This is a genomic window from Streptomyces sp. NPDC008313 (genome assembly GCF_042956125.1).
GTDB lineage: Bacteria > Actinomycetota > Actinomycetes > Streptomycetales > Streptomycetaceae > Streptomyces.
Window position 1 is genome coordinate 1 of the sequence record NZ_JBIBFR010000023.1, and the last position, 25,479, is coordinate 25,479.

The 25,479-nt window shown below is 73.5% G+C and carries 22 protein-coding genes and 1 pseudogene; 11 read left to right on the forward strand and 12 right to left on the reverse strand.

From position 1 onward, the window contains the following. Both ACFY93_RS26760 and coxB read right to left on the reverse strand, forming a co-directional pair. Positions 1-192, reverse strand: a pseudogene (locus ACFY93_RS26760) (cytochrome ubiquinol oxidase subunit I); the annotation flags it as partial. Next, the gene (gene coxB, locus ACFY93_RS26765) at positions 189-1,148 is read right to left on the reverse strand and encodes a cytochrome c oxidase subunit II (RefSeq protein WP_391363601.1); all 960 of its coding nucleotides are present in this window, start codon (positions 1,146-1,148) and stop codon (positions 189-191) included. The gene coxB and the pseudogene ACFY93_RS26760, both read right to left, overlap by 4 nt. Positions 1,149-1,497: 349 nt before the next feature. Here coxB and ACFY93_RS26770 point away from each other — a divergent pair, with 349 nt between their 5' ends. After that, positions 1,498-2,880, forward strand: a complete 1,383-nt coding sequence (locus tag ACFY93_RS26770; protein ID WP_391363603.1) for an aminotransferase class V-fold PLP-dependent enzyme — start codon at positions 1,498-1,500, stop codon at positions 2,878-2,880. Between the two features lie 86 nt (positions 2,881-2,966). Here ACFY93_RS26770 and ACFY93_RS26775 read toward each other — a convergent pair whose 3' ends face one another. Beyond that, positions 2,967-3,941, reverse strand: a complete 975-nt coding sequence (locus tag ACFY93_RS26775; RefSeq protein WP_391363605.1) for a PfkB family carbohydrate kinase — start codon at positions 3,939-3,941, stop codon at positions 2,967-2,969. A 131-nt stretch (positions 3,942-4,072) separates the two neighbouring features. Here ACFY93_RS26775 and ACFY93_RS26780 point away from each other — a divergent pair, with 131 nt between their 5' ends. Further along, positions 4,073-4,354 (forward strand): hypothetical protein, encoded by a 282-nt coding sequence (locus ACFY93_RS26780; protein ID WP_391363812.1) that lies wholly within the window; start codon positions 4,073-4,075, stop codon positions 4,352-4,354. 203 nt (positions 4,355-4,557) lie between these two features. Continuing rightward, on the forward strand, positions 4,558-6,132 hold the full coding sequence (locus ACFY93_RS26785; RefSeq protein ID WP_391363607.1) for a hypothetical protein: 1,575 nt from the start codon (positions 4,558-4,560) through the stop codon (positions 6,130-6,132). 102 nt (positions 6,133-6,234) lie between these two features. On the opposite strand, the gene ACFY93_RS26790 is transcribed toward ACFY93_RS26785, so the two are convergent. Further along, positions 6,235-6,591, reverse strand: a complete 357-nt coding sequence (locus ACFY93_RS26790) for an iron-sulfur cluster assembly accessory protein (protein ID WP_391363803.1) — start codon at positions 6,589-6,591, stop codon at positions 6,235-6,237. 352 nt (positions 6,592-6,943) lie between these two features. On the opposite strand from ACFY93_RS26790, the gene nadA reads away from it, so the two are divergent. Beyond that, a complete protein-coding gene (gene nadA, locus ACFY93_RS26795) occupies positions 6,944-8,128 on the forward strand; it encodes a quinolinate synthase NadA (protein ID WP_391363609.1) in 1,185 nt (394 codons plus the stop codon). Positions 8,129-8,258: 130 nt separating this feature from the next. Here the strand turns inward: nadA and ACFY93_RS26800 are convergent, their stop codons facing one another. The 5 genes from ACFY93_RS26800 to ACFY93_RS26820 form a co-directional block, all read right to left on the reverse strand. Next, the gene (locus ACFY93_RS26800) at positions 8,259-11,405 is read right to left on the reverse strand and encodes an efflux RND transporter permease subunit (protein WP_391363611.1); all 3,147 of its coding nucleotides are present in this window, start codon (positions 11,403-11,405) and stop codon (positions 8,259-8,261) included. A gap of 251 nt (positions 11,406-11,656) precedes the next feature. After that, positions 11,657-12,334 (reverse strand): response regulator, encoded by a 678-nt coding sequence (locus tag ACFY93_RS26805; protein ID WP_391363613.1) that lies wholly within the window; start codon positions 12,332-12,334, stop codon positions 11,657-11,659. Next, positions 12,331-13,551, reverse strand: a complete 1,221-nt coding sequence (locus ACFY93_RS26810) for a histidine kinase (RefSeq protein ID WP_391363615.1) — start codon at positions 13,549-13,551, stop codon at positions 12,331-12,333. Before ACFY93_RS26810 ends, ACFY93_RS26805 begins: the two co-directional genes overlap by 4 nt. A 216-nt stretch (positions 13,552-13,767) precedes the next feature. Next, on the reverse strand, positions 13,768-14,046 hold the full coding sequence (locus ACFY93_RS26815; protein ID WP_391363617.1) for a hypothetical protein: 279 nt from the start codon (positions 14,044-14,046) through the stop codon (positions 13,768-13,770). A gap of 46 nt (positions 14,047-14,092) precedes the next feature. Next, positions 14,093-14,890, reverse strand: a complete 798-nt coding sequence (locus ACFY93_RS26820; protein ID WP_391363619.1) for a PspA/IM30 family protein — start codon at positions 14,888-14,890, stop codon at positions 14,093-14,095. A gap of 285 nt (positions 14,891-15,175) precedes the next feature. Here ACFY93_RS26820 and ACFY93_RS26825 point away from each other — a divergent pair, with 285 nt between their 5' ends. Then, the gene (locus ACFY93_RS26825) at positions 15,176-15,802 is read left to right on the forward strand and encodes a DUF3043 domain-containing protein (protein ID WP_391363621.1); all 627 of its coding nucleotides are present in this window, start codon (positions 15,176-15,178) and stop codon (positions 15,800-15,802) included. An 80-nt stretch (positions 15,803-15,882) separates the two neighbouring features. Then, a complete protein-coding gene (locus ACFY93_RS26830; protein ID WP_391363805.1) occupies positions 15,883-16,596 on the forward strand; it encodes a methyltransferase domain-containing protein in 714 nt (237 codons plus the stop codon). Between the two features lie 113 nt (positions 16,597-16,709). Here the strand turns inward: ACFY93_RS26830 and ACFY93_RS26835 are convergent, their stop codons facing one another. Beyond that, positions 16,710-16,922 (reverse strand): hypothetical protein, encoded by a 213-nt coding sequence (locus ACFY93_RS26835; protein WP_391363624.1) that lies wholly within the window; start codon positions 16,920-16,922, stop codon positions 16,710-16,712. Between the two features lie 115 nt (positions 16,923-17,037). On the opposite strand from ACFY93_RS26835, the gene ACFY93_RS26840 reads away from it, so the two are divergent. Next, positions 17,038-18,234, forward strand: coding sequence for a bifunctional adenosylcobinamide kinase/adenosylcobinamide-phosphate guanylyltransferase (locus ACFY93_RS26840; protein ID WP_391363626.1), 1,197 nt, complete (start codon positions 17,038-17,040; stop codon positions 18,232-18,234). A 33-nt stretch (positions 18,235-18,267) separates the two neighbouring features. Here the strand turns inward: ACFY93_RS26840 and ACFY93_RS26845 are convergent, their stop codons facing one another. Continuing rightward, complete coding sequence (locus ACFY93_RS26845; protein WP_391363628.1) at positions 18,268-19,236, reverse strand: methyltransferase domain-containing protein; 969 nt, start codon at positions 19,234-19,236, stop codon at positions 18,268-18,270. A gap of 149 nt (positions 19,237-19,385) precedes the next feature. Between ACFY93_RS26845 and cobT the strand changes: the two genes are divergently transcribed. Next, the gene (cobT, locus tag ACFY93_RS26850; RefSeq protein ID WP_391363630.1) at positions 19,386-20,558 is read left to right on the forward strand and encodes a nicotinate-nucleotide--dimethylbenzimidazole phosphoribosyltransferase; all 1,173 of its coding nucleotides are present in this window, start codon (positions 19,386-19,388) and stop codon (positions 20,556-20,558) included. Between the two features lie 265 nt (positions 20,559-20,823). Next, positions 20,824-22,683: a phosphatidylglycerol lysyltransferase domain-containing protein gene (locus ACFY93_RS26855; protein WP_391363632.1), complete on the forward strand. Its 1,860-nt coding sequence runs from the start codon at positions 20,824-20,826 to the stop codon at positions 22,681-22,683. On the opposite strand, the gene ACFY93_RS26860 is transcribed toward ACFY93_RS26855, so the two are convergent. Continuing rightward, positions 22,661-23,437 (reverse strand): hypothetical protein, encoded by a 777-nt coding sequence (locus ACFY93_RS26860; protein WP_391363634.1) that lies wholly within the window; start codon positions 23,435-23,437, stop codon positions 22,661-22,663. The genes ACFY93_RS26855 and ACFY93_RS26860 overlap by 23 nt on opposite strands. Positions 23,438-23,506: 69 nt before the next feature. On the opposite strand from ACFY93_RS26860, the gene ACFY93_RS26865 reads away from it, so the two are divergent. Together ACFY93_RS26865 and ACFY93_RS26870 are read left to right on the forward strand one after the other, a co-directional pair. Next, positions 23,507-24,289, forward strand: coding sequence for an adenosylcobinamide-GDP ribazoletransferase (locus ACFY93_RS26865; protein WP_391363635.1), 783 nt, complete (start codon positions 23,507-23,509; stop codon positions 24,287-24,289). Positions 24,290-24,502: 213 nt separating this feature from the next. Further along, the gene (locus ACFY93_RS26870) at positions 24,503-25,138 is read left to right on the forward strand and encodes an RDD family protein (protein WP_391363637.1); all 636 of its coding nucleotides are present in this window, start codon (positions 24,503-24,505) and stop codon (positions 25,136-25,138) included. Positions 25,139-25,479: the final 341 nt, after the last annotated feature.

Here is a 25,479-nt window from a genome sequence, read left to right on the forward strand (position 1 = left end):
CAGCGCCATCACGCCGCCGATGCAGAAGAACGCGAACGACGTGACCAGATACAGCGTGCCGATCGTCTTGTGGTCCGTGGTGGTGAGCCACTTGATCACGACGTTACCGGGCTGCTTGCGCCGGACCGGCAGCTCGTTCTCGTACGAGTCTTCGGCCGCGGCGGCACCCTGAGGTTCGTTGAGGATGCTCACAGGTTATTCGTCTCCCGCTCCTTCTCGTGGCCCGTCTGCTCAATGCCGGCCGGGATGTAACCGGTCTGGCCCTTCTCCGCGAGCTCCTTGAGGTGGGCCTCGTAGCGCTCGGGAGAGACGACCTTCACGTTGAAGAGCATCCGGGAGTGGTCGACGCCGCAGAGTTCGGCGCACTTGCCCAGGAAGGTGCCCTCCTTGTTGGGGGTCACCTGGAAGGCATTGGTGTGGCCCGGAATGACGTCCTGCTTCATCAGGAACGGCACCACCCAGAAGGAGTGGATGACGTCACGCGAGGTGAGGACGAAGCGGACCGTCTTGCCCTTGGGAAGCCAGAGGGTCGGGCCGGGGTTGTGCGTCTGCGGGTTCTTCGAGGCCGGCGTGCCGACGTCGTAGACACCGCCGGCGTTCGCCGGGAAGTCCTTCTTGAGCCTGTCCGGAATCGCGTCCAGGTTCTTGTCGGACTTCGCGTCGCCGGTGGAACCGTCCACGCTCTCGACGTAGTTGAAGCCCCAGCTCCACTGGAAGCCGACGACGTTGATGGTGACGTCGGGCTTCTTGGAGGTGTCGAGGAGCTTCGACTCGTCGCGCGCGGTGAAGTAGAAGAGCACCGAGACGATGATGAGCGGGACCACGGTGTACAGCGCCTCGATGGGCATGTTGTACCGGGTCTGCGGGGGAACTTCGACCTTGGTGCGGCTGCGCCGGTGGAACATGGCGCTCCACAGGATCAGGCCCCACACCAGCACGCCACAGGCGAGCGCGGCCGCCCAGGACCCCTGCCACAGGGAGAGGATCCGCGGAGCCTCTTCCGTGGTCGGGGTGGGCATACCAAGGCGGGGGAAGTCCTTGTATGTGCAACCGGTGGCGGTCGCCAGGACCAGGCCCGCGGTCAGTGCCTGCAGCAGCTTCCGCCGCATCGGGCGCCGCGGCGAGCGGTCGGAGCCGTTGGGACTCACGTAGCGCCTTCCCGAGAGTCTCGCCCGCGCGGTCGGCTGCGGCCTTACTCGCTGGTCGGTCGCCGCCCTGCGTCGGGCAGGGGTTTGGATGTTTATGCGGACCAAACCCTACTGGACGCTATTTGGGGTCGCGCGGGGAGGGTGCCCAACGCGCCGTCCGCCACCCGGAAGGGGTGGAACAAGGGGTTCCGTGGCGTGCCGGACGACGCCGACGGGCCCGCGCACCGGCCCGTCTGACGGGGCCTTCGGACCCGGGGCGGCGACGGCCCGGTCCGGGAGGCGCGCTCCGCCCCGCCCCTGGGCCCGGGGCGGCGGGGCCGGGGCCCGAGCGCGGCGTTAGCGTGGCGGTGTGTCCTACTTCGACGCCGCATCCGCCGTACCGCTCCACCCCGTCGCACGCCAGGCTCTGCAGGCCTCGCTGGACGAGGGCTGGGCCGACCCCGCCCGTCTGCACCGTGAGGGGCGGCGGGCCCGGCTGCTGCTCGACGCGGCCCGCGAGACCGCCGCCGAGGCGGTGGGCTGCCGCCCCGACGAGCTGGTCTTCACCTCCTCCGGCACCCGCGCCGTGCACTGCGGGATCGCGGGCGCGCTGGCCGGCCGGCGGCGCGTGGGAGACCACCTGATCGTGTCAGCCGTCGAACACTCGTCGGTGCTCCATTCGGCCGATGCCCATGAGGCGGCGGGCGGGACGGTGACCCGGGTCCCGGTGGGACGCGCCGGCGCGGTCGCCACCGAGGCGTTCGCCGGGGCGCTGGGTCCCGGCACGGCGCTGGCCTGCCTCCAGTCCGCCAACCACGAGGTGGGCACCGAGCAGCCGGTGGAGGAGGTGGCCGCCGCGTGCCGTGCGGCCGGGGTGCCCCTGCTGGTGGACGCGGCGCAGTCCCTGGGGTGGGGGCGGGTGGAGGGCGACTGGTCCCTGCTGACCGCGAGCGCCCACAAGTGGGGCGGCCCCCCGGGGGTCGGACTGCTCGTCGTCCGCAAGGGGACGCGGTTCGCCCCGCAAGGGGCCGTGGACGAGCGGGAGTCGGGCCGCGCGGCGGGATTCGAGAACATTCCGGGGATCGTGGCCGCCGCCGCGTCACTGCGGGCCGTGCGCGCCGAGGCCGGGGAGCGGGCCGTGCGGCTGCGGGCGCTGACGGAGCGGATCCGGGCGGCGGTCCCTGAGCTGGTCCCGGACGTGGAGGTGGTCGGCGACCCGGTGCGCCGGCTGCCCGGCATCGTCACCTTCTCCTGTCTCTATGTCGACGGGGAGACGCTTCTGCACGAGCTGGACCGGGCCGGTTTCTCGGTCTCCTCGGGCTCGTCGTGCACCAGCAGCACCCTGACGCCCAGCCATGTGCTGCGCGCGATGGGCGTGCTGAGCGAGGGCAACGTCCGCGTCTCCCTCCCCTCCGACGTCCGGGACGAGGACGTGGAGCGCTTCCTGGAGATCCTTCCGGCCGCGGTCTCGGCGGTCCGGGAGAAGCTGGGCGCGCCCGCGCCGGGCGCCGCGGCCCCGGCCACCTCGGGCGGCCGGGTCGTCGACGCCCTCGGCATGCTCTGCCCGGTGCCCGTGATCGAGCTGGCGAAGGTCATCGGGGACGTGCCGGTCGGCGGCCTGGTCCGGGTGCTGGCGGACGACGAGGCGGCCCGGCTCGACATCCCGGCCTGGTGCGAGATGCGCGGCCAGGAGTACGTCGGGGAGGAGCCGGCGGCGCGGGGCACGGCGTTCGTGGTGAAGCGGCTGTCCTGAGGTCTGCCGTCAGGAGCGGGCCGTGCGGGCCCTGCGGGGAGCGCGGGCGGGGCCCGTGGCCCGCGCTCCCGTGGCCGTGGAGCCGGTCAGCGCAGGTGGACGCGGACCTCGTCCGCGGCGTCGTGGCCGTACGCCTTGGTGAAGCGGTCCATGAAGTGGGCGCGGCTCAGCTGGTACTCCTGGGTGCCGACGGTCTCGATGACGAGCGTGGCGAGCATGCAGCCGACCTGGGCGGCCCGCTCCAGGCCGACGCCCCAGACGAGCCCGGACAGGAACCCGGCGCGGAAGGCGTCGCCGACGCCGGTGGGGTCGGCCTTGGCCGTCTCCTCGGGGACGCCGACCTCGATCGGGTCCTCGCCGCTGCGCTCGACCCGGACGCCGCGCGAACCGAGGGTGGTGATCCGGTGGCCGACCTTGGCGAGGATCTCGTCGCCCGTCCAGCCGGTCTTGGACTCGATGAGCCCCTTCTCGTACTCGTTGGAGAAGAGGTAGGTCGCCCCTTCCAGCAGTATCCGGACCTCCTCGCCGCTCATCCGGGCGATCTGCTGCGAGAAGTCGGCGGCGAAGGGGATCCGGCGGGCGCGGCACTCCTCCGTGTGGCGCAGCATCGCCTCCGGGTCGTCGGCGCCGATCAGGACGAGGTCGAGGCCGCCGACCCGGTCGGCGACGGACTTGAGCTCGATGAGGCGGGCCTCGCTCATCGCGCCCGTGTAGAAGGAGCCGATCTGGTTGTGGTCGGCGTCCGTGGTGCACACGAAGCGCGCGGTGTGCAGCACCTCGGAGATGCGCACGGACGCGGTGTCCACGCCGTGGCGGTCCAGCCAGGCACGGTACTCGTCGAAGTCGGAGCCCGCGGCGCCGACGAGGACGGGCCCGGTGCCCAGCTGTCCCATGCCGAAGGCGATGTTCGCGCCGACGCCACCCCGGCGGACGTCGAGGTTGTCGACCAGGAAGGAGAGGGAGACCGTGTGCAGCTGGTCCGCGACGAGCTGGTCGGCGAAGCGGCCGGGGAAGGTCATGAGGTGGTCGGTGGCGATGGAGCCGGTGACTGCGATACGCACGGCGAGGACACGCTCCTGCGGGAAGGGGATTGACAGTTCACGCTACCCGGCCCCGGCCCGCCACTGAAGCGGGCAAAACTACCCGATAGTAGGTCTTTCTTCGTGAGAGACACGGTGCATACGGTGCCGGTATGACGAACATCGAGCAGGGTCAGGCCGCGCGCGCCGCCGAGGGCCGCCGCCGCGGCGGCCTTCACGGCAGCCTCCACGGCGGTTTCGACGGCGGCTTCGGCAGTGGCTTCGACGGCGGGATCGCCGAGCTGCGCGGCAAGGCCGCCCGAATGGCCCCGCACTGGGCCGCACCCGGTCGGACCAGCGGTTCCACGCCGGTGCCGGTGTCCCGTCTGCACGGGGTGACGGTCGATCCCGCCTCCGCGCGCCTGCTCGACGCGATGTCCGACTACGGCGACTGAGGCGGGGCGGGCGGCCCGGGCCGCCCGCCCCCCGGGGCGCCCGTCCGAGGCATCCGCGGCGCCCGGAGGGAACCGCACGCTCCCCCGCCACGTCCCATCGGCGTCCCCCGTAGAGGGGACGCGGTGTACGACCCGCGCGTGTCCCGTCCGGTACGGGAAGGGGTCACTCACCGTGGACAGCAGTGGGGCGAAGGAGCGATGCGGTGAACACCGACCGACCCGACAACGACGCGACCGGTTCCGGTCACGATCCCGATTCCGCCGGGGACACCGGGGGCAGGCCCACGGCCGGGCCGCGCCGCCGGCGCTCCCCGATGGCCGTCGCCTCGGTCGCGGCCGCGGTGCTGGTGGCCGGCGGCGGAGGGGCGTACGTCGCGGCGACCGCCTCGGACGGCGTCCCCGGCCGCTCGGGCGCCGGTTCCGGCGAGGGCACGCCCCCGCCGCTCGCCCTGGACGGGTACACGGAGAGCGCCGCGAGCGCGACCGGCGGCCCGGACGGTACGCACGGCATCGCACCCGGCGAGCCCGACCCGAACGGCGTCGTCTACCGGGCGGGCGGCGACCTCCCCGAGGGTCCCGGCTCCGCGCCCGTGTACCGGGCGAAGGGCGAGGTCACCGCGGCCGAGGTGACCCGGCTGGCCCGCGCCCTCGGGGTCGACGGCACGCCGACCCGGTCCGGGGGCACCTGGAAGGCCGGGACCGGCAAGGACGGCTTCGGCCCCACCCTCAGGGTGACCGTGAAGGCGCCGGGCTCCTGGACGTTCAGCCGGTACGCGCCGGGGACGGACGACTGCAAGGGCGCCACGTGCGGCGGCGGGAGCGGCGGCAGCGGGAGGACCGGCGGCTCCCCCGTGAGCGAGGCGGCCGCGAGGAAGGCCGCCGCACCCGTGCTCAAGGCGGCCGGCCAGGACGACGCGAAGATCGACGCGAGCGGCCTGATGGGCGCGGTACGGGTGGTGAACGCCGATCCGGAGGTGGGCGGCCTGCCCACGTACGGCTGGACCACCGGGGTCCGGGTCGGCGCCGACGGCCGGGTGGTGAGCGGCAACGGCACGCTCAAGGCGCCCGTCAAGGGCGACACGTATCCCGTCGTCGGCGCCGCACGGACGCTGGAGCTGCTGAACGGAACGGCCGGGGGCGGGGGCCGCAAGGGCATCGGGGGCTGCGCCAGTCCCGTACCGCTGAAGGACAGGAACGAGGTGCCGTGCGAGGCGCCGACCGGGGCCTCGGCGTCCCGGACGGTCACCGTCGAGAAGGCGGTGTTCGGGCTGGCCGCGCGCTACACGGACGGCGGGCGGGCGCTGGTACCGTCGTGGCTGTTCCAGGTCCGGCCGGACGGGGCCCGGGAGAGCTTCACGGTGACGCATCCGGCGGTCGACCCGCGGTTTCTGACCTCGCCCGCGCCGCCCTCGGGCCCGGTCGAGTCACCGAGCCCCCGGCCGACCGGGCCGGGCGACGGCGCGGGGACGGCGCCCACACCCCGCGACGTCCGGGTGAACGGCTACTCGGCCGACGGCAAGGCCCTGACCGTGACCTTCACGGGCGGGGTGTGCGCCGACTACGCGGTGGCGGCGCGGCAGACCTCGGACGACGTGACCGTGACGGTGACCGAGAAGCCCTGGAAGAACCGCAATTGCATCCTGATCGCGAAGTTCTACCACCGGACGGTCCAGCTGGACGCGCCCCTGGGCGGCCGCGCGGTGGTGGGCACGGACGGCGGGCCGGTCCCCGAGGGGACGACGGCTCCCACACTTCCGAAGTCACCGCAGCCGCGGTAGGCCGACCGGCTCTCGCGGTCCACACGCGCGAAGGCGGCGTCCCCGGTGGGGGACGCCGCCTTCGCGCGTGTGGACCCGTGCCCGCCGGGGCGGGCGCGCGGCTCAGCTGAAGGAGTCGCCGCAGGCGCAGGAGCCCGTCGCGTTCGGGTTGTCGATCGTGAAGCCCTGCTTCTCGATCGTGTCGACGAAGTCGATGGACGCGCCGCCCAGGTACGGGGCGCTCATGCGGTCGGTGACGACCTTGACGCCGCCGAAGTCCTTGACGACGTCACCGTCGAGGGAGCGCTCGTCGAAGAAGAGCTGGTACCGCAGGCCGGAGCAGCCCCCGGGCTGAACGGCGACGCGCAGCGCCAGATCGTCGCGGCCTTCCTGGTCGAGCAGGGCCTTGACCTTGGAGGCGGCGGCGTCGGACAGGAGGATGCCGTCGCTCACCGTGGTCTTCTCGTCCGATACGGACATCTGCTTCACTCCCGGGTTGTACGGAGACTGCTTGCCGACGGTTGCAACCGGCGGGACCGCGGATTCATTCCGGGCCGAGCGTGTCTGTCGCTTCTCCCCTTCATGCTCGCACACGCGTCGCGGCGCGGACAGCGGCCTGTGGACAACACCACGTCTGCCCGGGGGCCGCTCCGGCTCACCTTCGCGGTCGCCCCGGGCCGCTTCTTCGGGATTCACGTCACATGGACGCTATGGGCATCGTCAAAGTGACGTGAACCGGTTATGATAGATAGCGTCAATTCGACGAAAAGGCACGTACCGCTGGATCGCTCCCGTGATCCAAGCGAGCCGCAGAACAGAAAGGGTGTGTGTCGTGACCACCGCCCAGACCCAGGAGCTCGACGTACAGCCGACGCCCCTCGCCCTGCTGCTGCTCGGCCGTGAGGCCGACCCGAGGAGTGAGCGCGGCGTCGAGTGCCCCGGTGACCTGCCCTCGCCCTCCGACCCGGACCTCGTCGAGCGTGCCCGCGCCGCGAAGGAGAAGCTCGGCGACAAGGTCTTCGTGCTGGGCCACCACTACCAGCGCGACGAGGTCATCCAGTTCGCCGACGTCACCGGCGACTCCTTCAAGCTGGCCCGGGACGCGGCCGCGCGGCCCGAGGCCGAGTACATCGTCTTCTGCGGCGTGCACTTCATGGCCGAGTCCGCGGACATCCTCACCACCGACGACCAGAAGGTCGTCCTGCCGGACCTCGCCGCGGGCTGCTCCATGGCCGACATGGCCTCGGCCGAGCAGGTCGCCGAGTGCTGGGACGTGCTGACCGAGGCCGGCGTGGTCGAGCAGGTGGTGCCGGTCTCGTACATGAACTCGTCCGCCGACATCAAGGCGTTCACGGGCAAGCACGGCGGCACGATCTGCACCTCGTCCAACGCGCGGCGCGCCCTGGAGTGGGCCTTCGAGCAGGGCGAGAAGGTGCTCTTCCTGCCCGACCAGCACCTGGGCCGCAACACCGCCGTGCGTGACATGGGGATGTCCCTCGACGACTGCGTCGTCTACAACCCGCACAAGCCGAACGGCGGCCTCACCGCGGACGAGCTGCGCGCCGCCAGGATGATCCTGTGGCGCGGACACTGCTCGGTGCACGGCCGCTTCTCGCTGGAGTCGGTCAACGACGTCCGCGAGCGGATCCCGGGCGTCAACGTCCTGGTGCACCCGGAGTGCACGCACGAGGTCGTCTCCGCGGCGGACCACGTCGGGTCCACGGAGTACATCATCAAGGCCCTGGAGGCGGCACCGGCCGGCTCCAAGTGGGCGATCGGCACGGAGCTGAACCTGGTCCGCCGGCTGGCGAACCGCTTCGCCCCCGAGGGCAAGGAGATCGTCTTCCTCGACAAGACGGTCTGCTTCTGCTCCACCATGAACCGCATCGACCTGCCCCATCTGGTCTGGGCCCTGGAGTCGCTGGCCGAGGGCAACCTGGTCAACCGCATCGAGGTCGACCGGGAGACGGAGGCGTTCGCCAAGCTCGCCCTGGAGCGGATGCTGGCGCTGCCGTAGCCACCTGCGGTACGGCGGCCGCGGCCGTCCGCCCGCGGCCGCCGCCTCCGTGCGCACGCGAAGAAGGGGCGCCCCTCCGGCCCGGAGGGGCGCCCCTGTCCCGTACGGGACGGACGGTCGTGCGGACCCGTCAGACCCGCGCGGAGTCCGGCTCGCCGGACGCCACGTCGGAGGCGGCGGACGGCTCGGGCGTGTCCCCGGCCTTCGCCGCTCGCTTCGCCGCCTTCTTCTTCGCGCGCCGCTCCTTGCGGATCTCGACCATCGTGTAGAGCGTCGGGACCAGCAGCAGGGTGAGCAGGGTCGACGTGATCAGACCGCCGATGACGACCACGGCCAGCGGCTGGGCGATGAAGCCGCCCTCTCCGGTGACGCCCAGCGCCATCGGGAGGAGGGCGAAGATCGTCGCCAGGGCCGTCATCAGGATCGGACGGAGCCGGTGCCGGCCGCCCTCGACGACCGCCTCGACCGTTCCGTACCCCTGACGGCGGTACTGGTTGATCAGGTCGATCAGCACGATCGCGTTCGTCACCACGATGCCGATGAGCATCAGCATGCCGATCATCGCCGGGACGCCCATCGGGGTCCCGGTGACGACGAGCAGCCCGATGGCTCCGGTCGCCGCGAACGGGATGGAGACGAGCAGGATCAGCGGCTGCACCAGCGAGCGGAACGTCGCCACCAGCAGCATGAACACGATCGCGATCGCGGCCAGCATCGCCAGGCCCAGGGACGCGAACGCGTCGTCCTGGTCCTGCGAGACGCCGCCGATCTCCGCCGTGGCGCCCTCGGGCAGCTTGAGCGCGTCCAGTCTGGACGTGAGGTCCGCGCTGACCGCGCCGGTGTTGTCGCCGGTCGGCTTCGCCGTGATGGTGGCGGCCCGCTGACCGTCGATGCGGGTCATGGCCACGGGTCCGTCGACCAGCTTCACGGTGGCGATGTCGCCCAGCTCGACGGCGCCGAGCCTGAGGTGGCGCAGCTCCTGGAGCGTCGTGGCGGGCTTCGCCGACCGGATGACGATGTCCCGTTCGGTGTCGTCGAGGATCGCCTTGCCGCTCGTCGTGCCGCGCACGGCCTGGCCGACCGCCGCGCCCAGCGAGGCGTCGTCGAACCCGGCGGCGGCCGCCTCGGAGTTGGCCTTCACCGAGATCCGCGGCACGGACTGCGCGAGGTCGCTCGTGACGTCGGTGACGTCGTCGAGCTTCGCCACCTCGTCGCGCACCTTCTCGGCCGCCTCGGCGAGGACGTCGCCGTCGGCCGCCTTCACGACGACGCTCAGGTCCTGGCTGCCGAAGCCGTCACCGGCGGTGAGGGTCGTGGTGCCGATCCCGGAGAGCCTGCCGAGCCCCTCCTCGATGCGGTCCTGGACGTCGTCGTAGGACGCCGAGTCCTCCAGCATCACCTGGTACGAGGCCTGGTTGCTGTCCGTGCCGCCGCCGAAGGCGGCCAGGAAGCCGGAGGAACCGACCGTGACCTGGTAGTCCTTCACTCCGTCGACGGAGCCGAGCATCTTCTCGATCTTCTTGGCCGAGGCGTCGGTCGCCGCCAGGCCGGTGCCCGGCTTCAGCTCCTGCTTGACGGTGAGGACCTCCTGGTCGCCCTGGTCGAAGAAGTTCGTCTTCAGCAGCCCGGCCATGCCGAACGTGCCGAAGAGGACCACCACGGCGATCGCCAGGCTGGTGAGGCGGCGCCGGGTCGCGAAGCGCAGGACGGGGAGGTAGAAGCGCTGGAGGCGGCTGCCGGCCTCCTTCTCCTCGGCCCTGCGGCGGGCCTCCTCGGCGTCCTCCGGGGTGCCCTTCGGGGCGCGCAGGAACCAGTACGACAGCACCGGCACGACCGTCAGCGAGACCACCAGCGACGCGAGCAGCGCCGCCGTCACGGTCAGCGAGAACGAGCCGAACAGCGAGCCGACCATGCCGCCGGTCAGGCCGATCGGCAGGAACACGGCGACCGTGGTGAGCGTCGACGCGGTGACCGCCCCGGCGACCTCCCTGACCGCCTTGAGGATGGCCTCCTCGCGCTCCTCGCCGTAGCCGAGGTGGCGCTTGATGTTCTCCAGGACCACGATCGAGTCGTCCACGACGCGGCCGATGGCGATGGTGAGCGCGCCGAGCGTCAGCATGTTCAGGGAGAGGTCGCGGGTCCACAGGACGATCAGCGCGAGGACGACCGACAGCGGGATCGACACGGCCGTCACCAGGGTCGAGCGCAGCGACGCCAGGAAGACCAGGATGACGAGGACGGCGAAGAGGAGCCCCAGCGCGCCCTCGGTGGTCAGTCCGTCGATGGCCTTCGACACCGCCGGGCCCTGGTCGCTGACGACCGTGATCGCGGACCCGGAACCGAGGTCCTCGCGCATCGCGGGCAGCTTGTCCTCGACCGCTTCGGAAATGGCGACCGCGCTGCCGTCGTGGTCCATGGTGACGACGACCGCGAGGCTCGGGCGGCCGTCGGTACGGGTGATGGAGTCGGCCCTGGCCTGCCGCTGCTCGACCTCCGCGACGTCGGCGAGGCGTACGGGCCGCTTCGCCGCGGCGCCCTCGCCGGTGACCATCAGGTCCTCGATCTGCTTCAGCGAGGTGAAGCCGCCGCCGACCTGGACGGTGCGGTTCGAGCCGTCCTCCTCGAAGGAGCCGGCCGGGACGGTCGCGCCGCCGGCCTGCAGGGCGCGGCCGAGAGCGGCGGAGGTGAGGCCCGCCTTCGCCATCTTCTTGTCGTCGGGCGTGACGGTGACCTGGAGGTCGCGCACGCCGTCGACGGTGACCTGGCCGACGCCGTCGATGTCCTTCAGCGCGGGGACGACGGTCCGGTCGAGGCGGTCCGCCAGTGCCTGCTGGTCCTGGCCGGAGGTGACGGCCAGGACCACGGTGGGCATGTCGTCCGTCGAACCGGCGATGACCTGCGGGTCGACGGCGTCGGGCAGCTGGGCGCGGGCGCGGTTGACGGCCTGCTGGACGTCGGCGACGAGCTGCTTGGTGTCGTTGCCGTAGTCGAAGGACGCCATGATCACGGCGTTGCCCTCGGCGGCCGTGGAGGTGACGCCGGTGATGCCGTCGACCCCTTCGAGGTTGTCCTCGATGGGCTCGACGACCTGCTTCTCGACCACGTCGGGGGACGCGCCCTGGTACGGCGCCAGGACGGACACCATCGGCAGTTCGATGGTCGGCAGCAGCTGCTGCTTCAGCTGGGGGATCGCGATCGCTCCGAAGACGAGCGCGATGATCGACATCAGGCCTATGAGGGCACGTTGCGCGAGGCTGAATCTGGACAGCCAGGACATGGGTGGCGGGTCTCTCTTCTGTGGCGTGAGCGGATGGGGCCCGGTGGTCCGGCGGCGTGCGCGCGGCGGCGCGTCCGGCCCCGACGGCGTACGGTGCCCGAGCGGTGGAGCGCACAGGTGAGCGCTCCTGCTGACACCCTGGGCCATGGGAACGGCCGATCCGTAGCTCCCAGGTGCCGTTCCTGGTGCCGCGCGTACTGCGGGCGCAGTAGACGCGGGTGTGGGGCGGTCCACTCTCGGAGGGACCGGGTTCACTCCACCCGCGGCCGGACCAGTCCCGACTCGTAGGCGATGACGACCAGTTGTGCCCGGTCGCGGGCGCCGAGCTTGGCCATGGCCCGGTTGACGTGCGTCTTCACGGTGAGCGGGCTGACCTCCAGCCGATCGGCGATCTCGTCGTTGGAGTGCCCGCCGGCGACCTGGACCAGCACCTCGCGTTCCCGGCCGGTGAGCGCGTCCAGCCGCTCGGAGCGGGCCGGGTCGGGTCCCTCGTCGTCCCTCTGCGCCAGGAACCGCGCGATGAGCCCCTTGGTCGCCGCCGGGGAGAGCAGCGCCTCGCCGCCGGCCGCGATCCTGATGGCGTTCAGCAGCTCCTCGGGCTCCGAGCCCTTCCCGAGGAACCCCGAGGCGCCCGCCCGCAGGGAGCGGACCACGTACTCGTCGACCTCGAAGGTCGTCAGCATGACCACCCGGACGTGGGCGAGCGCCGGGTCCTCGCTGATCAGCCGGGTCGCGGTGAGGCCGTCGGTGCCCGGCATCCGGATGTCCATGAGCACCACGTCGGCCCGTTCCTCGCGGGCCAGCCGCACCGCCTGAGCGCCGTCGGACGCCTCTCCCACGACCTCCATGTCGGGCTCGGAGTCGACGAGCACCCGGAACGCGCTGCGCAGCAGTGCCTGGTCGTCGGCGAGCAGGACGCGGATGGTCATACGGCCTCTCCCCGGACAGCGGTGCGGTTCTCGACGGGAAGGATCGCATGGACCCGGAATCCGCCGCCGTACCGGGGACCCGCGGTGCAGCTTCCGCCGAGGGCGGTGACCCGTTCCCGCATCCCGAGCAGCCCGTGTCCCCCGCCCTCCTGCGGCTCACCGTCCTGGCCGGGTCCGTCGTCGAGCACGGTGACCTCGACCCGCGGTCCCACGCGTACGACGCTGACCTCGGCCCGGGCCCCGGAGCCCGCGTGCTTGCGCACGTTGGTGAGGGCCTCCTGGATGACGCGGTACGCGGCGAGGTCGACGGCGGCGGGCAGTGTGGTGCCGTGGTCGGCGCGGGCCACCTCGACGGGCAGGCCCGCGTTGCGGAAGGTGTCCGCGAGCTCGTCGAGGCGGGCGAGGCCCGGGGCGGGCTCGGTGGGTGCCTCGGGGTCGCCGGACTGCCTCAGCAGGCCCACCGTGGCGCGCAGCTCGTTCAGCGCCGAACGGCTCGCCTCGCGTACGTGGGCGAGGGCCTCCTTGGCCTGGTCGGGCCGTTTGTCCATGACGTGCGCGGCGACCCCGGCCTGGACGTTGACCAGGGCGATGTGGTGGGCGACGACGTCGTGCAGGTCGCGGGCGATGCGCAGCCGCTCCTCGGCGACCCGCCGCCGGGCCTCCTCCTCGCGGGTGCGCTCCGCACGCTCGGCGCGCTCCCTGATGGCGTGCACGAAGGCGCGGCGGCTGCGGACGGCGTCGCCCGCGGCGGCCGCCATGCCCGTCCACGCGAAGATGCCGAGGTTCTCCTGCGCGTACCAGGGCAGCGGTCCGGCGAGCATCGCGCAGCCGGTCAGCACGGTCATCGTGAACAGGCCGACCCGCCAGGTGGTGGGCCGGTCCGTGGCCGAGGCGACGGTGTACAGGGCGACGACGGCGCACATCACGACGGGGACCCGGGGGTCGCCGGTGAGCAGTTCCAGGAGGGAGACGGCGACGGTCGCGGCGAGGACCGGCATGGGGAAGCGGCGGCGCATGACCAGGGCGGCGGCGCCCAGCGTCATCAGGACGAGGCCGAGGGCGTCGGGGGTGCGGGTGCCCCACGTGGGGCCGTTGTCGCCGTGCGGGTCGACGAAGGAGCCGGCCAGGATGCAGGCGAGGACGGCGACGGCGAGGACGGCGTCGAGGGTGGTGGGGTGGGCGCGGAGGCGGAGTCTGGTGCGGGACAGGGGGGTCACGGTGGGTTGGATGCCCTGCGTCGTCGGGGGCGGCGGAGTGACGGGCCGGCGCCGTGCGGATGCCTCCCCCAAGCTCTTCGAGCAGGGGGGACCCCCAGTGCCCACCCGTGCCGGCTCCGGAGGCACACGTGCGCACAGCGTGCCCACCCGCGCCGCCCACGGGCCGGGCGGGTCGGGCCGGGCGGGTCGGGCCAGGCAGGTCGGGCCCTGACGGGGTCAGCCCGGCAGCAGGCCGTTGTCCGTCAGCAGGGCCTGGACCTCCTCCAGGGTGGCGTCCGGGGAGGGGAGGATGAGCTCCGAGGGTTCGAGGGCGTCGTCGGGCAACGGGGTGCCGCGGCGGCGGACCTCGTCCAGGAGGGCGCGCAGGGTGCGGCGGAAGCCCTCCTCGTCGCCGCCCTCCATCTCGGCGAGCAGCCGGTCGTCCAGCTCGTTCAGTTCGGCGAAGTGGGTGTCCTCCAGCTTCACCTGCCCCTCCCCCATGATCCGTACGATCATGTCGCCCTCCTCGGACGTGAGCGGTGTCGTCGTGCCTGCGTGCTGCTTACTGCTTGTCGAAGCGCGGGGTGTCCTGCGGCTGCTGCGACTGCTGCCCCTGGCCCGTACCGCCCTCGATCGCCTGCTGCTGCGACGACGGACCTCCGGCGAGCTCCGCCTTCATCCGCTGCAGCTCCAGCTCTACATCCGTACCACCGGAGAGCCGGTCAAGCTCGGCCTGGATGTCGTCCTTGGCCATGCCGGACTGGTCGTCGAGGGCACCGGAGGCGAGCAGCTCGTCGATCGCGCCGGCGCGCGCCTGGAGCTGGGCGGTCTTGTCCTCGGCCCGCTGGATGGCCATGCCCACGTCGCCCATCTCCTCGGAGATGCCGGAGAACGCCTCCCCGATGCGGGTCTGCGCCTGGGCGGCGGTGTAGGTGGCCTTGATGGTCTCCTTCTTCGTACGGAAGGCGTCGACCTTGGCCTGGAGCCGCTGGGCCGCGAGAGTGAGCTTCTCCTCCTCGCCCTGCAGCGTCTGGTGCTGCGTCTCCAGGTCGGTGACCTGCTGCTGGAGCGCGGCGCGGCGGGACAGCGCCTCGCGGGCCAGGTCCTCGCGGCCGAGCGCGAGCGCCTTGCGGCCCTGGTCCTCCAGCTTCGACGACTGGGACTGGAGCTGGTTGAGCTGCAGCTCCAGCCGCTTGCGGGAGGTCGCCACGTCGGCGACGCCGCGGCGCACCTTCTGCAGCAGCTCCAGCTGCTTCTGGTAGGAGTAATCGAGGGTTTCGCGCGGGTCCTCGGCCCGGTCAAGGGCCTTGTTCGCCTTCGCGCGGAAGATCATCCCCATACGCTTCATGACACCGCTCATGGGCTTCGCGCGCCCCCTTCTACGACTTCCAGCTCCAGCGACTGCAACACGACCCACGGTACGGGGTCCACATCCATTACCGCACTGTTCGGGGACGGATGCGCTCATCCCCAAGGACGAGTGCGCGGGGCACCGGTCCGGCCCAGGGAGTAGGCGGCTCTCGGGGTCACCCTGCCCTTCCGCGACATTTTCCGCCGTTCCTCCGGGTGAACCGCGCGCAACGTCCCCTCTGTCCCCCTAAGGACGCGGGGTGTTGCCGGATCGTTCCCCACTCGGCGGACGTCCATGCTCCGGCACCCCGTACCCTTGGGTTTTGTGTTCCGTAGCCGTGCCAAGGAAGAGAAGGCCCCCGCCGCCAAGGCGCAGGTGACCGACTCCAAGCAGCCCCGTGATCCGCAGGCCCCCAAGGGCCGCCCCACGCCCAAGCGCAGTGAGGCCCAGACCCAGCGTCGCAGCGTCGCCAACACGCCGACGTCGCGCAAGGAGGCCGCCAAGCGTCAGCGTGACGATCGCCGTGCCCAGATGGAGCGTCAGCGCCAGGCGCTGGCCAGCGGTGACGAGCGGTATCTGCCCGCCCGTGACAAGGGACCGGTGCGCAAGTTCGTCCGCGACTTCGTGGACTCCCGGTTCTGCGTCGCCGAGTTCTTCCTGCCGCTGGCGGTGATCATCCTGGTGCTGAGCATGGTCCGGGTGGGCTCGCTGCAGAACATCGCGCTGCTGCTGTGGCTGATCGTGATCGTGCTGATCGTGCTCGACTCGATCCTCCTCGCGTTCCGCATCAAGAAGGCGCTGAACGCGCGCTTCCCCGACCAGTCCAGGAAGGGCGCGGTCGCCTACGGGCTCATGCGCACCCTCCAGATGCGTCGACTCCGGCTGCCGAAGCCGCAGGTCAAGCGCGGAGAGCGGCCCTGAGCACGACATCTTTCTCCGGGGGGGCCGCGAAGGCCTGGCTGCGCGGGATCGGCGGTCTGCGTGACGCCGTACGGCAGGAGCTGGTCGCCCGGCAGCTCGACGAGCAGATAGCGGGACGCTTTCCGGTCGGCCGGCGGCTGCGGGTGCTGGACGTCGGTATGGGCCAGGGCACCCAGGCGCTGCGGCTGGCGCGCGCCGGGCACGAGGTCACCGGTGTCGAGCAGGACGCGCGGATGCTCTCCGTGGCCCGTGAGGCGCTGGCCGCCGAGCCCGAGGGCATCAGGGGCCGGGTGCGCCTCATCGAGGGTGACGGCCGGGACACCGGCGTGCACTTCCTGCCCGGCAGCTTCGACGTGGTCCTCTGCCACGGGGTCCTGATGTACGTGGAGGAGCCCGACGCCCTGCTCGCGGGCCTCGCCCGGATGCTCGCCCCCGGCGGGCTGCTCTCGCTGCTCGTACGGAACGGCGACGCGCTGGCCATGCGGGCCGGGCTGTCCGGGGACTGGGCGGGCGCGCTCGGCGGCTTCGACACGGTCCAGTACCGCAACCGGCTGGGGCTCGACGTCCGCGCCGACCGGCTGGCGACGCTGACGGCGACGCTGGCGGGGATCGGCGCGCCGCTGCACACCTGGTACGGGGTGCGGGTCTTCACGGACACCGCGCCGGACGGGGCGACGCTTACGGAGAGCGCCGAGGACGCGGAGAACCTCCTCGCCGCGGAGGAACGGGCGGGGCGCACCGATCCCTACCGCCGGGTGGCGGCGCTGCTGCACCTGTGCGGCGTGCGCGGCTGAGACGGACGGTTCTCAGGCCCCGCACACGGCGCCGGCCGTCGAGTACGGGCGTCCGCACACGGCGCCGGCCGCCGGGGACGGGCCCCGACGGCCGGACGACGCACGGGGACCGCTCACGCCTCCTCGGCGTGCAGGCTCATCGGCCCGTAGATCTCCGTGGTGTCCTCGAACAGCCGGACCTGGTCCGCGCCCCCTTCGAGAAGGTCCTTCCAGTGCTCGCCGATCCAGGACTCCGCGTCCCCCTGCGTGGTGAACTCCTCCGGCTGCACCGCGGGCTGCACCTCCGCCCCGTCGGTCTTCTCGAACCGCCACGTCCATGCCGCCATGTACGCCTCCAAGGGTGTGAACACAGTGCGTGCGGGAGGAGGACAAGATCCCTCTCCGGCTTCGAAAGCCTAGCCGGACGCGCAAGACCCGGGTGGACACGGGAAGATCGGCTGCGTGGAACTGACTCTGCTCGGCACCGGCGCCCCTGACGGCCTCCCCCGTCCCGACTGTCCCTGCGCGGCCTGCACCGCCGCGCTCGGTGCGCACGCGCGGGCGGCGACCGCGCTGCTGGTGGACGGCACGCTGCTGCTCGACCTCACGCCCGGCGCGGCGTTCGCCGCCGCCCGCGCCGGCCGCCCGCTCGGCGGGGTGCGGCAGGTGCTGCTCTCCCACCCGCACGACGGGCCGGCCGTCGAGGTGCCCGCGGGGCTCCCGCAGCCCGCCCGGGTCCCCGACGGGCGGGAGCTGGCGCTGCTGACGGGGCACCGGGTCCGGGCCGTGCCGATGGACGCGCCGGGCACCGGGTACGCGGTGACGGGCCCCGACGGGCAGCGGCTGCTGTACTTGCCGCCGGGCGCGGCGCCCGCGGGCCTCGAGGAGACGGCACGGGCGTACGACATGCTGGTCGCCGACGTCGTCGGGCGGCCCGACGCACTGGCGCGGCTGCGTGCCGTGGGCGCCGTGGGCCCGACGACCGACGTGATCGCGGCACACCTCGGCCACGACGTGCCGCCGGGCCACGAACTGCGGCGCCGGCTCGCGGCCGCCGGGGCGCGGGCGGTGCCGGACGGCACGACGCTGATCGTCGGCGTCTACGAGGACGTACCGGACGTGCCGCGACGGACCCTGGTGCTCGGCGGGGCCCGGTCCGGCAAGTCGGTGGAGGCGGAGCGGCGTCTGGAGGGCTTCCCGGACGTGCTGTACGTGGCCACGGGCGGCGCCCGCGGCGGGGACACCGAGTGGGCGGCCCGGGTGCACGCCCACCGGGAGCGGCGCCCGGGGTCCTGGCGCACCCGCGAGACCTGCGACCTGGTCCCGCTCCTGGAGGAGGACGGGCCGCCGCTGCTCGTCGACTGTCTGTCGCTGTGGCTCACGGACGCGATGGACTCGGTGAACGCGTGGGACGACGCCGAGTGGTCGGGCGGCGGGGAACGCGCGCTGCGGGCCCGCGTCGAGGAGCTGACGGCCGCCGTGCGCCGGACCCGCCGCACGATCGTCGCCGTCTCGAACGAGGTCGGTTCGGGCATCGTCCCGGCCACGGCGTCCGGCCGCCGCTACCGCGACGAACTGGGACGCCTCAACGCGGCGCTGGCGGCGGAGTGCGAGCACGTCCTGCTGGTCGTGGCGGGGCAGGCGCTGACCCTGCGGTGAACGGCGCCGGGCGGCCGGCGGGGTGAGTGCCCGTCAGCGGTCCGGGCCGCGGGCGACGATCCGGTAGGCGTTGGAGAAGCAGGTGCCCCGCACCAGGGGCGCGAGGGCGTGGTCCGCTGCCAGCGCGGCGGCCAGCAGGGGCACGGCGGGCAGGGACCGGCCGAAGGCGAGGGTCACGGCGCCCGTCAGGTCGTACGGGACATGGGGTGCCGCGCGGTCCTCGTCGACCACCTCGCAGCCCAGGGAGTCGAGTTCGCACACCAGGTTGTCCAGCGGCAGCAGGTGCAGGTGCCGCGGTCTGCGGTAGGTCACCCACCAGCGGCCGAGCAGCGTGCCGTACGCGCAGTCCGGGTCCGGCGCCTCGACGATCAGATGGCCGCCGGGGCGCAGGGCGGTGAGCGCGGCGCGCAGTTCCGCGCGCGGGTCGGCGGTGCGCTCCAGGTGGTGGATCATGCTGACGACGTCGTAGCGCCCGCGCAGCCGGGCGGCGACGCCCGGGTCGGTGAGGGCGCCGAGGTGCGCCTCCTCGATCCGTCCCGCGGCACGGGCCCGCTCGACGCGCCGGGTGGCGTCGAGGCCGTCGAACGCCGTGTACGGGTGGACCTCCTTGGCGACGGCCGGGAAGTGCCCGTACCCGGTGCCGACGTCGAGCCAGCTCTCCGGTTCGGCGTGGCGCAGCATGACGCGGGCGGCGGCCAGCGCGCGCCCGCGCCCGCCGGGGGCGCCGGGCAGCCGTTCGGCGGGCTCCGGGCCTGGACGCCGGCGGTCCGCGTCCGGTGTCGCGGCGGCGGGCGCCGGGTTGCGGAAGGCGTGCCCGCACTCGCGGCAGGCGTCGACGCGGGACGGGACCGGCCCGCGCCGGCGCAGCCGGGTGCGCAGCCACCGGGAACCGCACCAGGGGCAGTCGTCCCGGGGCGTCCCGTGCGGGGGCGGCGCGGCGTCCGGGGCGGGTGCGCCGGACAGGGCGTGCTCCTCGGGGCTCGCCTGCGGTGTGGGGGGCATGGGCGCTCCTGAGAACGGCGGCGGGGCGGTCGGCGGGCCGGGGGTCGCGGGATATGACAATCCGAGGCAAACGGAACGTATGGGATGGTGCTCGCGGGCGCAACGACGTGGCGCGGCCGTGTTCGATCGCTGCCGGTACTGTTCGGCGAATGAGCTCGCTTAATCTCGACGACTTCTCCGATCTGATCGAGCGCCCCGACGGTGGTGTGCGCCGCGACGCCGAGGCCCGCCGGGAGCGCCAGATCGTGCCGCCCGGGTCGCTGGGCCGGCTCGACGAACTGGGTGAGTGGCTGGCCGGGGCGCAGTCCGCCGTGCCGGTCCGGGCGATCGAGCGCCCCCGGCTGGTGCTCTTCGCGGGCGACCACGGGATTGCCGCCCTCGGCGTGTCGGCGCGCCCCGCGGGCAGCGCCGAGCGGCTGGTGCGGACCATCCTGGAGGGCGGCAGTCCGGCGTCGGTCCTCGCCCGGCGCCTCGGCGTGCCGGTGCGTGTGGTCGACATGGCGCTGGACTGCGACCCGGCGAGCCTGCCCGACGAGGTCGTGCGCCACCGGGTGCGGCGCGGATCGGGGCGTATCGACATCGAGGACGCGCTGACTCCCGACGAGGCGGAGGCGGCGTTCCGGGCGGGCATGGCCGTCGCGGACGAGGAGGCGGACTCCGGTACGGACCTGGTGGTGCTCGGCGACCTGAGCGTCGGCGGGACGACGGCGGCGGCCGTGCTGGTCGCCGCGCTCTGCGGGACCGACGCGTCCGTGGTCACGGGGCGGGGCGGGCAGGCCATCGACGACCTCGCCTGGATGCGCAAGTGCGCCGCCGTACGGGACGCGCTGCGCCGGGCCCGGCCGGTCCTCGGTGACCAGCTCCAGCTGCTCGCGACGGTCGGCGGGGCCGACCTCGCGGCGACGACCGGGTTCCTGCTGCAGAGCGCGGTGCGGAAGATGCCGGTCGTCCTCGACGGCGTCGTGTCGGCCGCCTGCGCCCTGGTCGGGCAGCGGGTCGCGTTCCGGGCGCCGGACTGGTGGCTCGCGGGGCAGGCCGGCGGTGAGCCGGCGCAGGCGAAGGCGCTGGACCGGATGGCGCTGGAACCGCTGCTCGACCACGGAGTCACGGTCGGCGAGGGCACCGGGGCGCTCCTGGCGCTGCCCATGGTCCAGGCGGCCGCGGCCCTCGCGGCGGAGCTGCCGGTGGCACCGGACGACGCCGAGGAGGCGAAGGCCGAGGAGACCGCCGAGGACGACGGGGACGCGGCGGACACGGCGGACACGGCGATCGCGGAGGCCGGGGACGCCGCGCAGGCGCCTCCCGTGGCCGGGAACGGCTGAGGCACCGGGGCCGCGTCGGGCCGGGCCGCCGCGAGGCCCGGGCCGACCAGGCCCGGCGAAGCCGTCACGGCGAACGCCGCGGCCCGGGTCCGGCGGAGCGCCCGGGCCGGCCGGGCGCCCGAGGTGCCGGGCCGGCGCCTCCCACCCCCGTGCCTCCACGGCGCCCGCGCGGCGGGAGAGGCACCGCACCCGCCGTACGCCCCCGAGCCGCTGCGCGGGGATTCGTTCCGCTCCCGAGCGACGGCGCCCCATATGATCCCGGTTCATGGGAGATGTCCGACTCGCTCCGGGGCGGGAGCGCAGCGGTACCGGAGCCGCACCGCGGGCCGCCGCGTTCGCCGTCTGGTACCTGCGCGCCGTCGCGTTCGTCAACTTCCTGAGCGCGGTGTGGGTGTCCCTCGGGCAGGACCTGCGCCGGCACAACATCGAGAACTACTTCACGCCGTACCTGCTCACGGCGGGCTTCGCCTCGGGCGCCTTCACGATGTTCCTGGCGATCACGATGCGCAGGCGCAAGCGGGCCGCGTGGATCCTCAACCTGGTGCTCAGCGGGCTGTTCCTGCTGCTGTTCGCGTTCTCGATGGCCTTCCCCGAGATCCGCCGCCACCCGCAGAACTGGGTCTCCCTCGTCCTCACCACGGCGTTCGTCGGCTCCCTCGCCGTCGGGCGCAGCGCGTTCTACGCCAAGGGCGACCGGTCGAACCCGAGGCTCGCCGCGGCCGTCGCGCTCGGCGGGCTGCTGGTCTCCTCCCTGCTCGCCGCCCTCCTGGTGACCGCGACCAACCACGACCCGGACGCGGCCCGCTCCACCTTCGCCGACCGCTGGCGCTACGGCACCCTGCGCCTCGTCTCCGTCGCCGCCGACGACGCGCACTTCCCGGGCATCACCACGCCGAACTGGGCCGACGTCGCCGTCAACGTGATGAGCACGCTGCTGCTGCTCGCCGTGCTGTACGCGGCCTTCCGGTCCCGGCGCGCGGTCGACCCCCTCACCGAGGACGACGAGCGGCGGCTGCGGGCGCTGCTCGACCGCGACGGCGAGCGCGACTCGCTCGGCTACTTCGCGCTGCGCCGGGAGAAGAGCGTCGTCTGGTCGCCGACCGGCAAGGCCGCGGTGGCCTACCGGGTGGTGGGCGGGGTGTCGCTCGCCTCCGGAGACCCCATCGGCGATCTCGAGGCGTGGCCCGGGGCCATCGAGCCGTGGCTGGCAGAGGCCCGCGCGCACGGCTGGATCCCCGCGGTGATGGGGGCGAGCGAGGAGGCGGGCACGGTCTACGCCCGGCACGGACTGGACGCCCTGGAACTCGGCGACGAGGCCGTCGTGGAGATCGCCGAGTTCACCCTGGAGGGGCGGGCCATGCGCACCGTCCGCCAGGCCTACAACCGGGTGGGCCGCGCCGGGTACACGGTGCGGGTCCGGCGGCACGCCGACATCCCCGCCGACGAGATGGCCTACCTCCTGCGGCGGGCCGACGACTGGCGCGACGGGGCGACCGAGCGCGGGTTCTCGATGGCCCTCGGCCGGCTCGGCGACCCGGCGGACGGGCAGTGCGTGATGCTCGAGTGCACGGACGCCGACGGCGCGCTGCGGGCGCTGCTCTCCTTCGTGCCGTGGGGGCCGCACGGGCTCTCCCTCGACCTGATGCGCCGTGACCGGGACTGCGAGAACGGGCTCGTGGAGTTCATGGTGATCGAACTGCTGCGGCGCGCCGCGGAGATCGGGATCGGCCAGGTCTCGCTGAACTTCGCGATGTTCCGTTCCGTGTTCGAACGGGGCGCCCGGCTGGGCGCGGGTCCGGTGCTGCGGCTGTGGCGCTCCCTGCTCACCTTCTTCTCCCGCTGGTGGCAGATCGAGTCGCTGTACCGCGCCAACGCCAAGTACCGGCCGATCTGGGAGCCGCGGTTCCTGCTCTTCGAGAAGAGCGCGGACCTGCCGCGCATCGCTCTCGCCTCGGCGCGCGCGGAGGGTTTCCTGGAGGCTCCGGGGCTGCCGAAGTGGCTGCACCGCAGGCATCTGGAGTCCCACCGGTCCCGGCCGCCGTCCGGAGGGGGCCCGGGCGGCGGGGAGCCGGGCGCCGACGGCCCCGCCCGCGAGCGCTGTGTCAGTGGGGTCCCCGCCCCGTGAGCCGGGCGGGCTCGGGATCGGGGTCCGGCGTGCCGCCGATCCAGTCCTGGAACCGGCGCCGTGGCCCCGCCCAGCGCCGGTCGTGGTGGAAGGCGCGCAGCCGTGCCTTCGCGCGGGCGCGCGGCCGCCGTCCGTAGAGGTGCCTGGCGTACGGCGAGTCCGGGCGGGCCAGCCGGATCGCGCCGACGAGGGCGACGAGCGGGACGATCACGCCGAGGACCGCCACCCGGGCCTTGCCCTTGCTGAGGGCGAGCAGCGCGAGGAGGAAGTTCAGGACGACGGAGACGATGGCGCCCCCGCGGTTGCTCACCTCCTGGTCGGTGAGCTCGTTCACGCCGAACGGGGCGAAGCCGATGAGCATCAGGCCGACGAGGGCGGCCGTCAGGATCACGACCTCGACGCTCTTGCGCCCCTCCTCGCTCCAGTACACGTCGTCGAGGTGCAGGATCAGCGCGAACTCGTCGAGCACAAGACCGGCGCCCATGCCGAAGAGCACGGCGGACAGCCCCGCCCCGAAGCCGTGCCGGCCGGTGGCCACCGCGCCGAACCCGCCGACCACCGTGAGGACCACCCCGGGCACGACGTGGTGGATGTGCAGGCCGCCCGTCCTGACGTTGCCGAAGGGACCCTTGCCGGCGCGGATGAGCCGGACGACGACGCGGGTGGCCAGGAACGTCACCACGAACGAGGCGAGCGCGAGCAGCAGTGGCAGCTTGCCCGGTTCGAGGATGTTCCGGTACAGCCAATGTCCCATATGTGCACTTTAGACGTCCTGGCCGCGGCCGCCTCCGGCGCCCGGGCGCCCGCCGGGTAGCCTGCGCCGGTGTCCAAGACCCCGCTCCCCGACGGCCTCCGCTTCGCCTTCGGCACCCTCACCGTGTTCCCCGTCGAGGTGACCCGCTGGGACCGCGCCGCCGCGCGCGCCGGAATGGTCTGCGCCCCCCTGGCCGGGCTCGCCGTCGGCGTCTGCGCCGCCGTGCCCGGCGTGCTGCTGCTGTGGCTGGGCGCGGGTCCGCTGCTCGCCGCCGTGGCGTCCGTCGCCGTCCCGGCCGCGCTCACCCGCGGTCTGCATCTGGACGGGCTCGCGGACACCGCGGACGGACTCGGCAGCGGCAGACCCGCCGAGGACGCGTTGCGGATCATGAAGCAGTCGGACATCGGCCCCTTCGGCGTCATCACCCTGCTGCTGGTCCTGTTCGCCCAGGTCGCGGCCCTCTTCCAGGCGTACGGGGGCTCGTGGGCGCGCGGCGCGCTCGCGGCGGCCGTCGCGGCGACTGCCGCCCGTCTCGCGCTCACCCTGGCCGCCCGCGCGGGCGTGCCCCCGGCCCGGCCGGAGGGGCTGGGCGCGGCGGTCGCGGGCACGGTGCCGGTGCGCGGCGCACTGGCGGCGGCGGCAGTCGTCGCCGCCGCCGCGGCGGGCGCGGGGGTGCTGACCGGGGGGTACGACGCCGTGCGCTGCGCGGTGGCCGTCGCGGTGGCCTGCGCCGCCGCCGAGCTCCTGCTGCGGCACTGCGTGCGCCGCTTCGGCGGGGTGACGGGCGACGTCTTCGGCGGCGTCGCGGAGACGGCGGCGACGGCGGCGCTCGTCGTGCTGTCCCTGGGCTGAGTACCGCCGTCACGCCGAGTACCGCCGTCACCGGGGCCTTCTCCCACCGGGCCGGACCCGTCTCCCACCGGGGCCCGGGACCGCTCGTGTCGCCGGGCAGCGGCCTTGTGTCACCGGGCTGAAACGAACGCGGGCGATCCGGCGCCCGGTGCCGCCCCGGCCACTAATCTGACCGCTCGGACGGACAGAGGATCAGATCGGGGGACTCCTGTGTTGAAATCCCGCCGCTTCGCGGCCTGGCTCATCGACTTCGCACTGGTGCTGGCGGCGGCGTCCGGGCTCGCCGTGCTCACCTTCCACCGGATATCCGCGCTCGTCACGGACATCCCCGAGCTGACGACCCGGGGCGGCTTCGACCTGCTCACCTCCCGCGGCGACCTCGTGGACGCCTCCGAGGGCTTCGGGATCGCGCTGTGGGACAAGTCGGTGCTGTACGTGGAGGAGGCGTTCGCCCTGCTGGTGGCGGCCGCCTTCCTCTACCAGTGGGCCGCGCTGGCCCTCACCGGACGGACCCTCGGCAAGGCGCTGCTGGGCCTGCGGGTCGGCCCCGCCGGCCCGGGCGTCCGGCACCGTACGGCGCTGCGGGCCGCGGTGACCACGACGGCCGACGTCGCCGTCTACGCGCTGGCCTGCGTCCTGCTGGTCGAGGGCGAGTTCGTCCTCTCGGTGCTCGTGTGGGCCGTCGCGGTCGCGCTCTTCTGCCTCAACGCGCTGCCGGTGCTCTCGCCGGGCCGCCGCTCGCTGGCCGACCGGCTGGCCCGGACCGCGGTGTCGGGCCTCGGGGTCGCGGCGCCCGCCGCCGTGGCGCCGGCCGCTCCCGTGTCCGTGCCTCCCGGTCACACCTTCTGACCATCGGGCCCGGCGAGCGCCCGCACGGGCCTCATCCCTTCCGGCGTACCGGCGAAGGGGCCGCTCCCGGCACCGGCAGGGGCCCGTGCCCGTACCCGCGCACGGGCCCCGTCGGGTTCCCGGCGTCCGCCCCGCGCCCCCTTCCGGCCGGTGCGCCGGACCGCGTGGCCGGGCGGGAGGCCGCCTCGCGCGTAGGCTCGTCCCCGGTACTTCTCCGGCCCGGTCCCGGCCGCCGTTCCGCTCCGATCTAGGCTGCCCTCCGGGTTCGCTCCTCGGGGCGCGCTCCGGGCCGGTCGGCCCATCCCTCCGACCACAGCAACTCAACGGAAGCGAGATTTCAC